Raw genomic sequence first — 14,355 nt, 5'->3', positions numbered from 1 at the left:
AGCTGCCATGCCATCACTGACCAACAGGCTGTTTCGCCTGTACCACCGCATCACCGGCAGCATCGCCTTTTACCCGACCCTGATTGCGGTGGGTCTGGGACTTCTCTGCGTGGTGACGATCCTGCTGGAGATGACCTGGCTGCAACCATACAAGGAAGACCTGGACCTTGGCCTGGTGAAGAACGCCGAGAACGCCCGGCTGATTCTCGGCACCCTGGTCGGCGGGACCATCTCGCTGATGGTGTTCAGCTTCTCGATGGTCATGGTGGTGCTCAATTCGGCGGCCTCCTCGCTGTCGCCGCGGGTGATTCCGGGGCTGATCAGCAGCCGCAGCCACCAAGTCGTGCTGGGCGTCTATCTCGGCACCATCATCAATTCACTGATGCTGATCTCGACCATTCAGGAAGGCGACGACATCAATGTGCCGAGCCTGGGCGTCTTTCTGGCGCTGTTCCTGGGCGTGATCTGCCTGTGCCTGTTCATCTACTTCATCCGCTCGATTTCGCTGTCGATCCAGGTCGACTACATCCTCAACCGGGTCTACAAGCAGACCCTCGACCAGCTCCACGCCAGGCGCCGCCAGGCTGGCGACCGCGATGTGATTCCCTGGCCCGACGACAGCCGCTGGACGACGATCCGCGCCCAACGTTCGGGCTACTTCAAGGCGCTGAACCTCTCGGCGGCGCAGGCACTGCTGCAAGAGCAGGACGCGCAGATGACGGTGCAGGTGCATTACGGCTTTTTCGTCATGCCGGGCCACCCGCTGATCCGCCTGGACCGCGAGCTGGACGAAGCCTGCGTGAGCCGGCTGCTGGACTGCTTCGACTTCTATGTCGAGGAATATGCCCACCGGCACTTCTTCTTCGGCTTCAAGCAGATCGTCGAGATCGCCATCCGCGCCTTGAGCCCGGGCATCAACGACCCGGGCACGGCAATCAAGGCGATCGACATGCTTGGCGTGCTGCTGGCCGAACGCATGCACCTGCCCAACCACGAGGTCGCCCCGATCGAGGGCCAGCCACGCCTGTTCATCCGCGAGCTGGAGCTGGACGCGATGCTGCAGCTGGCGTTCGGCCCCCTGCGCCGCTACGGCAGCAGCGACCTGCAGGTACTGCTGACGCTGCTGCAGGCCTGCAAGAACCTGCTGTATGCCGCCGGCGACAGCGCCACCGAACGCATCCTGCTGCGCCACGCCGAAGCGGTCGTCGAGCAGGCATCGATCACCCTGTCCGGCGAGCTGGATCGCCAGGCGATGGCCGAGGCAGTGCAGTCACTGAACCAGGCAGTACGTCATGCCGAGCCGCTGTCGCGCGCGCCGCTGCGGGAATCCTGAGCGCTTGCTGCTGCCCAACGACAACACAGGGAGCGGTGTATCGCGATGAGCCACCCCACTCGCCCAGGTTTTTACCTTTTAGAATCAGCAAGTTATGAAACTTCGCCGAGCCATGGCCGGCGCGCCGAAACTTGCTTTAGCCGATTTCGTTGCCTAGGGTGTCGCCCATGAAGTCCTTGATCGCTCCCATCAGTTCGCTGCTCGGCGGCGTGGCCTTGCTGCTGCTCGGCCACGGCCTGCTGAACACCCTGCTCACGCTGCGCGGCGTCGCCGAAGGCTACTCCACCGGCATGGTCGGCCTGTTGATGTCCGGCTACTTCGCCGGCTTCCTGATCGGCACCTGGCTGGCGCCCTCGCTGATCCGGCGCATCGGCCACATCCGCACCTTCTCCTTCTACGCCTCGCTCGCCGCCACTGCCGTGCTGCTGCACGTGATGATCGTCAACCCCTGGGTCTGGCTGGTGCTGCGGGTGATCTACGGCGTCGCCCTGGTGACGCTGTACATGGTCATCGAGAGCTGGCTCAACGCCCAGGTCAGCGGCGAAAAGCGCGGCCAGGTGTTCGCCATCTACATGGCGGTCAACCTCGGCGCGCTGGCCGTCGCCCAGCAGCTGCTGGGCCTCGACAGCCCGATGGAGTTCACCCTGTTCGCCCTGGCGACCATCCTCATCGGCGGCGCGATGATGCCGATCACCCTGACCCGCCAGCCGCAGCCGGCGCTGCCGGACATCCCGCCGACCGACCTGCTGCAGCTGGCGCGCATCGCCCCGCTGCCGCTGATGGCCGCCGGCATCTCGGGGTTCGCCCTGGGCGGTTTCTGGGGCCTGGCACCGGTGTATGCCAGCCAGATCGGCTTCGATGCTTCCGGCGTCGGCCTGCTGATGAGCGTGACCATCCTCGGCGGTGCGGTGCTGCAGTGGCCGATCGGCCTGTTCTCCGACAAGCATGAGCGGCGCACAGTGCTGCTCTGGGTGGTGGCGCTGGCCGCGCTGCTGGCGCTGGCCGTGGCACCGCTGGGTGCCAGCCCGCTGCTGCTGGGGCTGATGTTCGTCTGGGGCGGCCTGGCATTCTCGATCTATTCGATCGCCGTGGCGCAGATGGTCGACCACCTCAACCCCGACGAGATCCTCTCCGGCTCCAGCGGCCTGCTGCTGGCCAACGGCTTCGGCGCCGCGCTGGGCCCGGTGATCGCCGGCGCGCTGATGCACCTGGCCGGCCCGGTGGCGCTGCCGGTGTTCTTCGCCGTCTCCCTCGGCGTGCTGGCGTTCTACGCGTTCTACCGCCCGCGCAAGGTGATGGACCTGGTCACCGAGCCCCACGGCCACTTCACGCCGATGCTGCGGACCAGCCCCACGGTGATGGAGCTGATGCCCGATGCGCCGGAAGAGGCCAGCGTCGCCCAGGAACCAGCCAACGAGCAGACTCTGGACGACGACGTGCCGCCGGCCGAACCACGCACCGGTACCTGAGGCTCAGAAATCGACCCGGCCGCGCCCGGCCTTGATCGCGCCACGGCGGGTCTTGCCTTCGAGCCGGCGCGTCTTCGAGGCAAGCGTCGGGCGCGTCGGCCGCCGCGCCTTCTCCACCTTGGTCACGCTGCGGATCAGCTCCACCAGGCGCTCGAGGGCGTCGGCACGGTTCTGCTCCTGGGTGCGGTAGCGCTGGGCCTTGATCACCACCACGCCGCCCTCGGTGATCCGGCTGTCGCGCAGGGCCAGCAGGCGCTCCTTGTAGAACGCCGGCAGCGACGAGGCGCCGATGTCGAAGCGCAGGTGCACGGCGCTGGAGACCTTGTTGACGTTCTGCCCGCCGGCCCCCTGGGCGCGGATGGCGCTCAGCTCGACCTCACTGTCGGCGAGCTGTACGTTGTTGGAGATTTCCAGCATGGCGGTCAGGCTTCCGTTGGACGATATGCCTTGGATTGTCCTACGGCCCGCGGCAGACCGACAGGTTTGAACACACATTCGGCCTGCCGGCAGGGCCGTCTTCGGGTAGTGTCCATCCAGCCCTCGATTCAGCGGAGCGCACACCTCGATGGATTCGATCACCCAGGCCGTCCTCGGCGCCAGTGTCCATACCGCCCTGCTCGGCCGCTGGCAGGGGCGCAAGGCACTGCTGTTCGGCGCGCTGCTCGGCACCCTGCCCGACCTCGACGTGATCATCGACTACGGCGACGCGGTGGCCGACATGACCTACCACCGCGGCTTCAGCCACTCGCTGTTCGTGCTCACCGGCGTGGCACTGCTGCTGACCTGGCTGGCCGTGCGATGGTGCGCGTGGCGCGGCCTGCGATTACCCCTGCCCGGCAGGGTGCGCCCGGGCTATTCGGCGATGCGCCTGTTCCTGGCGATCTGGCTGGTGCTGGTCACCCATGTGCTGCTCGATGCCTTCACCAGCTACGGCACCCAGCTGTTCTGGCCACTCGATACTCCGCCGGTCGCCTGGGCCAGCGTGTTCATCATCGATCCGCTGTACAGCCTGCCGCTGTTGCTGGCGGTGCTGGTCGTCGGCGTCGCCGGTTTTCGTGGCCGTGCGGCCCGCTGGCCGGCGGCGGCACTGGCGCTCTCGACGCTGTACCTGGGCTTCACCGTCGCCGGCAAGCTGATGGCCGCGCAGCGCGTGGAGGCGGAACTGGCACGCCAGGGCATCCAGGCCGAGCGCCTGTTCAGCACGCCGACGCCCTTCAACAGCCTGCTCTGGCGGGTGGTGGTGATCGACGGCGAGCGTTATCACGAAGCGCTGGTGGGCTGGCTCGACGACGGCCCGCCGGAGCTGGTCGCCCTGCCCCGCGGCGCCCGCCTGGCCGCTGCGCTGGAAACCTCGCCGCAGCACCAGCGCCTGCACTGGTTCACCGACGGCCTCCTGCGCTATGACGTGGAAGACGATCAGCTGTTGGTGACCGACCTGCGCCTGGGCATGACCGGCTTCCACCCGTTCCGTTTCCCGCTGGCCCGGCGCGACGAGGACGGCTGGCAACTGGTCGAACAGGCCGAGCGCCTGCCCGCCGCACGCGGCGACCTGGCCCGGCTGGAAGTGCTCTGGCGGCGGATCTGGAACCAGCAGCCGGAAGTGCCGCTGGGCGAATGGGCCATCGACCTCGGCCGCCGCCGCTGAATGAACCTGCGCCCGGCCCGGGCGATGTCGACGCGGCCAGGGCTTTCCTACAAAACGGGTGCTGACTGGGCGTGGATGGCTTCGGCCATCCACCCTACGCACGGCCGGAGCTGTGCCCGGGGCAGCAACGGCCCACCTCTCCAGACGCCGCCCAGCGCCAACAAAAACCCCGGCACGGGGCCGGGGTCGTTCGGGCTCGCCAGTCGCCTCAGGTACGGAACTGCCGCACCAGCTCCTGCAACTCGACGCCCAGGCGCGCCAGTTCGGCGCTGGCGCTGGCGGTCTGCTCGCTGCCGCAGGCGCTCTGCTCGCCGATGTCGCGCACGCGGGTAACGCTCTCGGAGATGTTCTCGGCCACGGCGCTCTGCTGCTCGGCGGCGGCGGCGATCTGCTGATTCATCTGCTCGATGGTGGAGACCGACTCGGTGATCCGCCCCAGCGCCGTGCCAGCCTCGTTGGCCAGCTCGACGGTGCGCTGGGTCAGCTCGCGGCTGGTCTGCATCTGCGCGACCGCCTGGCCGGCGACCTGTTGCAGGCTGCCGATCAGCCCTTCGATTTCCTCGGTCGAGTCGTGGGTACGCCGCGCCAGCGCGCGCACCTCGTCGGCGACCACCGCGAAACCACGGCCCTGCTCGCCGGCACGCGCCGCCTCGATCGCGGCGTTGAGCGCCAGCAGGTTGGTCTGCTCGGCCACCGCGCGGATCACCTCCAGCACGCTGCCGATCCGCCCGCTCTGTTCGTTCAGCGCCTCGATGGCCTGGGCCGAATGCTCCACCTCCGACGACAGGCTGCCGATCTGGCCAATCGCGTCGCGCACCACGCGGTCGCCCTGGCGCGCCTGCTGATCGGCCTGCAGCGCGGCCTGGGAGGCCTGTTCGGCGTTGCGCGCGACTTCCTGCACGGTGGCGGCCATCTCGTTCATCGCAGTGGCGACCTGGTCGGTCTCCTCGCGCTGGGTCTGCACGCCGACACTGGTCTGCGCGGTCACCGCCGACAGCTGCTCGGCGGCCGCGGCGATCTGGCTGACCCCACCGCCGATGCGGCCGATCAGGTTGCGCAGGCTCTCGTTCATCCGGTGCATGGCGTTCTGCAGCTGGCCGACCTCGTCGCGCCGGATGCTGGCCTGGGAGTGCGTCAGATCACCGGCTGCCACCCGTTCGGCCTGGGCGACGGTATCGCGCAGCGGGCCGACGATCAGCCGGGTGATGGCGGCCGCCGCCACGATGCCGATGAGGATGGCCAGGCCGCCGATCACCGCCAGCAGCAGGTAGATGCTCGAACGCTGCGCCTTCATTTCCTCGGTTGCCAGCGCCAGTGTCTGCCCGGCCGCGGCGATCACTTCGCCGGACAGCTCGGCCATGCGCTGCTGCGCCGCCAGGCGCCGGATGCGGTTGCCGCGGAACTCGTCGAAGGCGCGCTGGTAATCGCCTAGCGCCGCCAGGGCGGCGTCCATCGAACTCTTCTGGCCGTCGTCCAGCCAGACCTTGAGGTTGCTGCCGATGGCGCTGACGTCGGCATGCTTGGCCTGCCAGTCGCTCACCGATTGCTCGTCGCTGTTGGCGATGAAGGCGTTCTCCAGGGTGCGCATGTCGAGCACCTGCTTGGTCAGCCCGGAAGTCGCCTCGGCGATGGTCAGCGGGTCGCTGCCCTTGAGCCGGTCGCCCTCCAGGCGCAGCACGCGCACGGCGTCGTACATGTCCAGCTCGATGAACTCGAACTCCTCGCGGCTGCGCTGCGCGGCCTCGCCCATCTGCACTCGCAGGCGCTCGCCGCGGCTGATCAGCTCGCGGTACTCGTCGAATTGCTGCTGGTAGGCGTCGACCGCCTTGCCGATCCGCACCAGGCCCGCCTGCAGCTCGCTGTCGGCGCTGGCGGCCAGCTGCTTAAGCTCGCCGCCGATGGCGCCCAGCCCCTGGTGCAGTTGCGTGGCGGAGGCTTCCTGGCGGGTCAGCGCGAAGTCGCGCTCGTCGCCACGGGCGGCCAGGATGCTCGCGTTGATCCCGGCCAGCCGATTGATCTGCTGCGACCGCTCGACGGTGGCATCGACCGCATAGAAACCGGTGCCAGCGACCGCCAGGGTCAGCACCAGCACCATGCCGAAGCCGATGCTGAGTTTCTTGCCGACCGGCAGGTTGGTGAAGGGGTTTGCAGCTTGCATCGTTCAATCCCTTAAAAAGGCCATCAGCCTGAAGTCGGCAGCGCTGCCGAATAGTTGAGTGCCCGGGCAGGATTTTTTTGGCGCCGTTCGTCTGGCGCCCGATCAGTGCTGCAAGTGGCCGTAGAGCCGCGCGTAGAGGCCGCCCTCGGCGATCAGCTGCTGGTGTTCGCCCTGCTCGGCGATGCGTCCGCCGTCGAACACCAGCACGCGGTCGGCCTGCTTCACCGCCGACAGGCGGTGGGCGATGATCAGCGTGGTGCGCCCCTGGAGGAAACGCGTCAGCTGCTGGTGCAGGGCGTATTCGGTGGCCGCGTCCAGCGCCGAGGTGGCTTCGTCGAGGATCACCACCTTCGGCTCGGCGAGGATCATCCGCGCCACTGCCAGGCGCTGGCGCTGCCCGCCGGACAGGCGCACGCCGGAGCGCCCGACGATGCTGTCCAGCCCTTGCGGCAACTGGCGCACGGTATCGGCCAGCTGGGCGATCTCCAGCGCCTGCCAGCAGGCCGCGTCGTCACGCTCACGGCCCATGCACAGGTTGGCGCGCACCGTGTCGTTGAACAGCGCCGGGTGCTGCAGCACCACGGCGACGTTGTCGCGCACCGTGGCCAGGCCGATGTCCTCCAGGCGCACGCCGCCGAAGCGGATCTCCCCGGCCTGCGGCTGGTAGAGGCCGAGCAGCAGCTGCACCAGGGTGCTCTTGCCGCCGCCGCTGGCCCCGACGATGGCGACCTTCTCGCCGGCGGCGATGGACAGGTCCAGCCCCTCGAGCACCGCTTCCTCCTGGTAGGAGAAGCGCAGGCCGCGGACCTCGATGTCGAGCGTCTCGCGGCCGGCGAAGGGGTCCTGGGTGGCGGCATACTGCGGCTCGTCGGCGCGCGCCAGCAGCTGGTTGATTCGCCCCAGCGCGCCGCCGGCGGCATAGAAGGCGTACTGCAGGCTGAGCAGTTGCTCCACCGGGCCGATCATGAACCACAGGTAGCTGAACACCGCGAGCATCTGGCCGATGCTCAGGTCGGAGAACAGCACGGTGAGCATCGCCGCGGCACGGAACACGTCGATGCCGAATTGGAACAGCAGGCCGCTGGCGCGGTTGGAGGCGTCGGTCTTCCACTGCGAGGCCACCGCATAGTCGCGCACTTCGCGGGCCTTGAGCCCGAGCCGGCCGAGGAAGAAACCCTGGCGGTTGCCGGCGCGCACTTCCTGGATGGCCTCCAGCGTCTCGGTGAGCGCCTGGGTGAAGCGCGAGGTGCTGTCGTTCTCCAGCTTCTTCAGGTGCTTGACGCGCTTGCCCAGCTGCACCGTGGCGTAGATCACCAGCGGGTTGAACAGCAGGATCAACAACGCCAGCTGCCAGTGCATCCAGACCAGGATCGCCGCGGTGCCGACGATCGACAGCAGCGCCACCAAGAGGCGGCTCAGGGTGTCGCCGAGGAACTTGTCGATGGTGTCCAGATCGGTCACCAGATGGGTCGCCACGGTGCCGCCGCCGAGGCTTTCGTATTCGGCGAGCGAGATGCGCTTGAGGCGCTCGATCAGCCGCACCCGCAGGCGGTAGACCACGTCCTTGGACAATCGCGCGAACAGCCGCGCCTGCAACACGTTGAGCACCAGCGCCGAGCCGCGCAGCAGCAGGGTCAGGCCGAGCATCAGGCCGATGTAGCCGGCCGCGACCTGCCAGCCCTGGGGCAGGAAGCGGTCCATCACCCGCAGCGCGGCATCACCCTGGCCGAGCAGCACCTCGTCGACCAAGAGCGGCAGCAGCAGCGGGATCGGCACGCTGCACAGGGTCGCCAGCACGGCGACCAGGTTGGCCAGCAGCAGCGCCTTGCGGTGGCGCAGGGCGAGGCGGCGGATCTCCGCCCAGCTCAGCTGGTCAGCCATGGGCACCACGCTCGAGCCAGCGCGCCAGCAGGGGCGCCAGCGCCTCCAGCGAGCGATAGCCGTTGGTCAGCAGCGCGAGCTGGCCGTCGCGCTCGGCGAGCAGGGTGGGAAAGCCGGCGATGCCGAGGTTCTCGGCCCAGGCGAAGTCGGCGGCGGTGGCCGCGCCGGTCGCATCGGCATCGAAGCATTCGGCGAAGGCGTCGCGCGACAGGCCGGCGCGCTCGGCCAGCTCGACCAGCCGCGCCGGCCGGGTCACGTCCTCGCCTTGCGTGTAGAAGGCCTGCTGGATCAGCAGCGCCAGCGGCCAGGCCCGCGCGGCATCGAGCTGCCGCGCCGCGACCAGCGCCCGGCAGGCGGGCTCGGTGTCGTAGACCAGCCCCTCGGGCAGGCCGGCGGCGAAGTCGAACGGCTGGCCGCTGGCCTCGTGCACCGCCCGCCAGTAGGCCAGGGTGCGGCTGCGCCCGGCGGCGTCCATCGGCGTGCGCTCGCGGCGCAGCCCGCCGACCACCAGGTGCAGCGCCACACCGCCCTGCCCGGCCTGCTCGGCGAGCGCCTGGGCAACCGGCGCGAAGCCCCAGCACCAGGAGCACATCGGGTCCATCACGTAGATCAGTCGGGCGCTCATGCTCACTCCGTGCCGATTACTGCTTTGGGCACACAGCTGCGCCCAGGGTTCGCCAACGCCGCGCAGCCTGCCTCAACGGCGGCCAGCCTGTCGCGCCAGATTCATGCGTCGTGGCGACGCGGGTCGCGGCCGATGGGATGCGGCTGGTTGCGCTGGCGCGCCAGTTCGATCTGCTTCTGCCGCTCGCGGGCGCTGGCACGGGTCTTTTCCGGCAGCCGGTCCCAGCAATGCGGGCAGCTGATTCCCGGCGCGTAGTGCGCGGACTCGCGATCCTCGGCCGACACCGGCATGCGGCAGGCGTGGCAGAGCTCGAAGCGGCCCTCGGAAAGATCGTGGCGCACGGTGACCCGGTTGTCGAAGACGAAGCAGTCGCCCCGCCAGCGGCTTTCGCTTTCCGGCACCTCCTCCAGGTACTTGAGGATGCCGCCCTTGAGATGGAAGACCTCCTCGAAACCCTCGCCGAGCATGTAGCTCGAGGCCTTCTCGCAGCGGATACCGCCGGTGCAGAACATGGCCACCTTCTTGTGCCGCGCCGGGTCGAAGTTGGCCTTGATGTAGTCGGGGAAATCGCGGAACGAGCGGGTCTTCGGATCGACCGCGCCCTCGAAGCTGCCGATGGCGACTTCGTAGTCGTTGCGGGTGTCGATGACCAGCACCTCGGGATCGTCGACCAGCGCGTTCCAGTCGCGCGGTTCGACGTAGGTGCCGACCCGGCGGTTCGGGTCCACGCCGGGCACGCCGAGGGTGACGATCTCCTGCTTGAGCTTGACCTTGGTGCGGTAGAACGGCTGCTCGTCGCAGTACGACTCCTTGTGGTCGATGTCGGCCAGGCGCGGGTCGCTGCGCAGCCAGGCGAGCAACCGGTCGATGCCCTCGCGGCTGCCGGAGACGGTGCCATTGATGCCTTCGGCGGCGAGCAGCAGGGTGCCCTTGATGTCATGGGCCAGCAGGGTGTCGAGCAGCGGCTGGCGCAGGGCGACGTAGTCCGGCAGGCCGACGAACTTGTACAGCGCCGCGACGACGATGGAATCTTTCAAGGCATCCTCCAGTGGCCGCCCGCGCAAAGGGCGTACCGGGGTGATGAAAAGCAAGCGCCGGCGGAAGCCGGCGCGGGGGTGCGGAGTCTAACAGACGCGCAGCGTCACTTGTGCCCGCCGGCACACACCGGCGAGGCCGGCGCGCTGCCCTGCGCGGCCCATTCGGCCGGTGTGTAGGTGTGCAGCGCCAGGGCATGCACCTGCTGCATCAGCTCGCCCATGGCGCCATAGGCCTTCTGGTGGCGCTTGACCGCGTTCAGCCCGGCGAACGCCTCGCTGACGATCACCGCCTTGTAGTGGGTCTCCTGGCCACGGCTGTGCATGTGGCTTTCGTCGATGACCTGCAGGTACTCGGGCTGCAGCGTCTGCAGCGCGACCTTGATGCTGTCCAGTTTGCTCATGCGGGTTCCGTCACTTCTTCGGGGGTTCGAGTTCGGCCGTCATCTCGGCCAGCAGCTTGTTGACCTCCGGCACGGCGCCTTCGAGCCGGGCCTGGGTCAGTTGTGCCGAGCGCGCGTTGAGCTCGGGCAGCTTGCCGAGCATCTTGGCGCCCAGCGGCGAGCGGTAGAAGTCGATCAGGCCGGCCAGCTCCTGCTCGGTGAATTCCTCGGTGTAGAGCGTCACCAGCTCGGGCTCGAGCCGCTCCCAGCCGATGGCCTTGTCCAGCGCGGCGTTGGCCTTGGCCTGGTAGCGCTCGAGCATGGCGCGCTTGTCCTGCGGGGCCTGCGCCTCGGCGAAGCGCTTGGCGAACATCTGCTGCACCTGGGCGTAGACCGGCACGGCCAGGCGGTCGGCCTTGGCCAGCTGGAGGAATTCTTCGGCCTTGGCGGCATGGCTGGCCTGGTCGGCGACGGCGCAACCGCTGGCCAGTGCGAGCAGCAGCGCACCACAGCAACCGAGGGTGGAGATCTTGGGCATTGGATTTTCCTTCATTGGGCGATAGTCAGCCCTGAATGGACACATTCTGCGCCGGGAGTTCCACTGCTCACAAGGCACGCGCCGCCGGGAACCGGCCCGCACGGGCGCGGCCTATACTGGATTCGAACCCGATGGAGCACGGCATGACACGCATCGAAACCGACAGCCTGGGCGACGTGCAGGTACCCGAGGCCGCCTACTGGGGCGCGCAGACGCAACGTTCGCTGGACAACTTCGCCATCGGCGACCAGCACATGCCGCTGGCCGTGGTACATGCCCTGGCGCTGATCAAGAAGGCCGCGGCGCGGGTCAACAATCGCATCGGCGAACTGCCGCCGGACGTGGCGCGGCTGATCGAGCAGGCCGCCGACGAGATTCTCGCCGGCCAGCATGACGAGCAGTTTCCGCTGGTCGTCTGGCAGACCGGCAGCGGCACCCAGTCGAACATGAACGTCAACGAGGTGATCGCCGGCCGCGCCAACGAGCTGGCCGGCGGCGCGCGCGGCGGCAAGAGCCCGGTGCACCCGAACGATCACGTCAACCGCGCGCAGAGCTCCAACGATTGCTTCCCCACCGCCATGCACATTGCCGCGGCCAAGGCGGTGCAGCACGACCTGTTGCCGGCGCTGGCCGAGCTGTCCGGCGGCCTCGCCGAGCAGGCCGCGCGTCACGGCAAGCTGGTCAAGACCGGGCGCACCCACATGATGGATGCCACGCCGATCACCTTCGGCCAGGAGCTGTCGGCCTTCGTCGCCCAGCTGGACATCGCCGAGCGCGCCGTGCGCGCCGCGCTGCCGGCGGTCTACGAGCTGGCCCAGGGCGGCACGGCGGTCGGCACCGGGCTGAACGCGCCGCACGGCTTTGCCGAAGCCGTCGCCGCCGAGCTGGCCGCCCTCTCCGGCCTGCCGTTCGTCTCGGCGCCGAACAAGTTCGCCGCACTGGCCGGCCACGAGCCGCTGGTGGCGCTGTCAGGTGCCCTGAAGACAGTGGCGGTGGCGCTGATGAAGCTCGCCAACGACCTGCGCCTGCTCGGCTCCGGCCCACGCGCAGGCTTCGCCGAGGTGCGGCTGCCGGCCAACGAGCCGGGCAGCTCGATCATGCCCGGCAAGGTCAACCCGACCCAGTGCGAGGCGCTGTCGATGCTCGCCTGCCAGGTCATGGGCAACGACATGACCATCGGCTTCGCCGCGAGCCAGGGCCACCTGCAGCTCAACGTGTTCAAGCCGGTGATCATCCACAACCTGCTGCAGTCGATCCGCCTGCTCGCCGATGGCTGCCGCAACTTCAATACGCACTGCGTGGCCGGGCTGGAGCCGGACGCCGCGCGCATGGCCGAGCATCTGGAGCGCGGGCTGATGCTGGTGACCGCGCTGAACCCGCACATCGGCTACGACAAGGCCGCGCAGATCGCCAAGAAGGCCTACGCGGAGAACAAGACCCTGCGCGAGGTCGCGCTGGAGCTGGGCTACCTCAGCGACGAAGAATTCGACCAGTGGGTACGTCCGGAAAGCATGCTCGAATCCGGCCAGCAGGGCTGAGCGGCGGCGTAGGGTGGATGGCCGCAGCCATCCACCGCCTGGCAGGATCGCCTGCCCTTGCGCTCAAAAAAGGTGGGCTGAAGCCCACCCTACGAGGTAGCGATGAGCCGGACGGTGGATAACGCTTCGCGGTTATCCACCCTACGCATCCTCCGCCCGTAGGGTGGATGGCCGCAGCCATCCACCGCCTGGCAGGATCGCCTGCCCTTGCGCTCAAAAAAGGTGGGCTGAAGCTAACGCTTCGCGGTTATCCACCCTACGCTTCCTCCGCCCGTAGGGTGGATGGCCGCAGCCATCCACCGCCTGGCAGGACCGCCTGTCCTTGCGCTCAAAAAAGGTGGGCTGAAGCCCACCCTACGAGGTAGCGATGAGCCGGACGGGGGATAACGCTTCGCGGTTATCCACCCTACGCTTCCTCCGCCCGTAGGGTGGATGGCCGCAGCCATCCACCGCCTGGCAGGGTCGCCTGCCTGTCTTCTCAGCGCACCGCTTCGAACAGGCCCGACGCACCCATGCCGCCGCCGACGCACATGGTCACCACGCCGTAGCGCAGGTTGCGTCGCTGCAGTTCGCGGATCAGGTGCCCGGCGGTGCGCGAGCCGGTCATGCCGAACGGGTGGCCGATGGAAATCGAACCGCCGTTGACGTTGTACTTGTCGTTGTCGATGCCCAACCGGTCGCGGCAGTACAGGCACTGCGAGGCGAAGGCCTCGTTGAGTTCCCAAAGGTCGATGTCGTCGACCGACAACCCCTTGGCCTTGAGCAGGCGCGGCACCGAGAACACCGGGCCGATGCCCATCTCGTCCGGCTCGCAACCGGCGACGGTGAAACCGCGGAAGAAGGCGCGTGGCTTGAGCCCCAGGGCGATGGCCTTGTCCAGGCTCATCACCAGCGTCATCGAGGCGCCGTCGGAGAGTTGCGAGGCGTTGCCGGCGGTGACCGAGCCATCCTCGGCAAACACCGGCTTGAGCGAGGCCAGGCCGTCGAGCGTGGTGTCCGCGCGGTTGCAATCGTCGCGGTCGACCACGCCGTCGTGCTCGGTCCGTGCGCCGGTGGCCTTGTCCTCGCTGAAATAGCGCACCGACATCGGCACGATCTCGTCGGCGAACAGCCCTTCGGCCTGGGCGCGCGCGGTGCGCTGCTGGCTCTGCAGGGCGTAGAGGTCCTGCTGCTCGCGGCTGATGTTGTAGCGCCGCGCGACCGTCTCGGCGGTCTGCCCCATGCTGTGGTAGATGCCCGGCACCTGCTGCTGGAGGATCGGGTTGTAGAGGTGGTCGGTGTTGCGGCTCTTGGCCGTCAGGGTGATCGACTCCACCCCGCCGGCGACGATCACGTCGCTGCAGCCGGAGGCGATCTGGTTGGCGGCGATGGCGATCGCCTGCAGGCCCGACGAGCAGAAGCGGTTGAGCGTCATGCCGGCGCACTGCACGCCCAGGCGCGAGAGCACCGCCACGTTGCGACCGATGTTGTAGCCCTGCGCGCCCTCGTTGGAGCCGGCGCCGACGATGCAGTCGTCCACCAGTGCCGGGTCGAGGTCGTTGCGCGCGAGCAGCGCGTCGACGCAATGGGCCGCCATGTCGTCGGGACGGGTCATGTTGAATTTGCCGCGGAAGGACTTGGCCAGGCCGGTCCGGACGCTGTCGACGATTACCACTTCGCGCATGGCTTACCTCGGGTCTTGTTGTGGGCGATCAGCCGAGCATAGGAGCGCGCCGTTGGCGGTGGCGACGACCATTCAGCGAGCGTATGCA

Annotated in this window: 12 protein-coding genes and 1 pseudogene; 4 read left to right on the top strand and 9 right to left on the bottom strand. The window is 68.4% G+C overall.

What is annotated here, in order from left to right; genetic code table 11:
* Positions 1 to 7: 7 nt before the first annotated feature.
* Together L3N39_RS15915 and L3N39_RS15910 are read left to right on the top strand one after the other, a co-directional pair.
* Complete coding sequence (locus L3N39_RS15915) at positions 8 to 1,333, top strand: DUF2254 domain-containing protein (protein WP_237258438.1); 1,326 nt, start codon at positions 8 to 10, stop codon at positions 1,331 to 1,333.
* Between the two features lie 167 nt (positions 1,334 to 1,500).
* Positions 1,501 to 2,802, top strand: coding sequence for an MFS transporter (locus L3N39_RS15910; RefSeq protein ID WP_237258437.1), 1,302 nt, complete (start codon positions 1,501 to 1,503; stop codon positions 2,800 to 2,802).
* 3 nt (positions 2,803 to 2,805) lie between these two features.
* On the opposite strand, the gene arfB is transcribed toward L3N39_RS15910, so the two are convergent.
* A complete protein-coding gene (gene arfB / locus L3N39_RS15905) occupies positions 2,806 to 3,219 on the bottom strand; it encodes an alternative ribosome rescue aminoacyl-tRNA hydrolase ArfB (protein WP_237258436.1) in 414 nt (137 codons plus the stop codon).
* A 148-nt stretch (positions 3,220 to 3,367) separates the two neighbouring features.
* Here arfB and L3N39_RS15900 point away from each other — a divergent pair, with 148 nt between their 5' ends.
* A complete protein-coding gene (locus tag L3N39_RS15900) occupies positions 3,368 to 4,447 on the top strand; it encodes a metal-dependent hydrolase (RefSeq protein ID WP_237258435.1) in 1,080 nt (359 codons plus the stop codon).
* 208 nt (positions 4,448 to 4,655) lie between these two features.
* Here the strand turns inward: L3N39_RS15900 and L3N39_RS19065 are convergent, their stop codons facing one another.
* The 7 genes and pseudogenes from L3N39_RS19065 to L3N39_RS15870 all read right to left on the bottom strand — a co-directional run bounded on the left by L3N39_RS19065 (position 4,656) and on the right by L3N39_RS15870 (position 11,066).
* Positions 4,656 to 5,369 (bottom strand): methyl-accepting chemotaxis protein, encoded by a 714-nt coding sequence (locus L3N39_RS19065; RefSeq protein ID WP_431978039.1) that lies wholly within the window; start codon positions 5,367 to 5,369, stop codon positions 4,656 to 4,658.
* 144 nt (positions 5,370 to 5,513) lie between these two features.
* A pseudogene (locus L3N39_RS19060) lies at positions 5,514 to 6,542 on the bottom strand (methyl-accepting chemotaxis protein); the annotation flags it as partial.
* Positions 6,543 to 6,707: 165 nt separating this feature from the next.
* Positions 6,708 to 8,486, bottom strand: coding sequence for an ABC transporter ATP-binding protein (locus tag L3N39_RS15890; protein WP_237258433.1), 1,779 nt, complete (start codon positions 8,484 to 8,486; stop codon positions 6,708 to 6,710).
* On the bottom strand, positions 8,479 to 9,111 hold the full coding sequence (locus L3N39_RS15885) for a DsbA family protein (RefSeq protein ID WP_237258432.1): 633 nt from the start codon (positions 9,109 to 9,111) through the stop codon (positions 8,479 to 8,481). Before L3N39_RS15885 ends, L3N39_RS15890 begins: the two co-directional genes overlap by 8 nt.
* Before the next feature lie 101 nt (positions 9,112 to 9,212).
* Positions 9,213 to 10,148: an oxygen-dependent tRNA uridine(34) hydroxylase TrhO gene (locus L3N39_RS15880; RefSeq protein ID WP_237258431.1), complete on the bottom strand. Its 936-nt coding sequence runs from the start codon at positions 10,146 to 10,148 to the stop codon at positions 9,213 to 9,215.
* A 104-nt stretch (positions 10,149 to 10,252) separates the two neighbouring features.
* Positions 10,253 to 10,549: a BolA family protein gene (locus L3N39_RS15875; protein ID WP_237258430.1), complete on the bottom strand. Its 297-nt coding sequence runs from the start codon at positions 10,547 to 10,549 to the stop codon at positions 10,253 to 10,255.
* Between the two features lie 10 nt (positions 10,550 to 10,559).
* Positions 10,560 to 11,066 (bottom strand): DUF2059 domain-containing protein, encoded by a 507-nt coding sequence (locus L3N39_RS15870; RefSeq protein ID WP_237258429.1) that lies wholly within the window; start codon positions 11,064 to 11,066, stop codon positions 10,560 to 10,562.
* 143 nt (positions 11,067 to 11,209) lie between these two features.
* On the opposite strand from L3N39_RS15870, the gene L3N39_RS15865 reads away from it, so the two are divergent.
* Entirely contained in the window at positions 11,210 to 12,604 is a 1,395-nt protein-coding gene (locus L3N39_RS15865) for a class II fumarate hydratase (RefSeq protein WP_237258428.1), read from the top strand.
* Positions 12,605 to 13,082: 478 nt separating this feature from the next.
* Here L3N39_RS15865 and L3N39_RS15860 read toward each other — a convergent pair whose 3' ends face one another.
* Positions 13,083 to 14,267: a thiolase family protein gene (locus L3N39_RS15860; protein WP_237258427.1), complete on the bottom strand. Its 1,185-nt coding sequence runs from the start codon at positions 14,265 to 14,267 to the stop codon at positions 13,083 to 13,085.
* Positions 14,268 to 14,355: the final 88 nt, after the last annotated feature.

It is taken from the genome of Pseudomonas oligotrophica (assembly GCF_021726475.1).
Lineage (GTDB): Bacteria > Pseudomonadota > Gammaproteobacteria > Pseudomonadales > Pseudomonadaceae > Stutzerimonas > Stutzerimonas oligotrophica.
The sequence above is the reverse complement of the archived record's forward strand: the minus strand, read 5'-3'. Positions and strand labels throughout refer to the sequence as shown.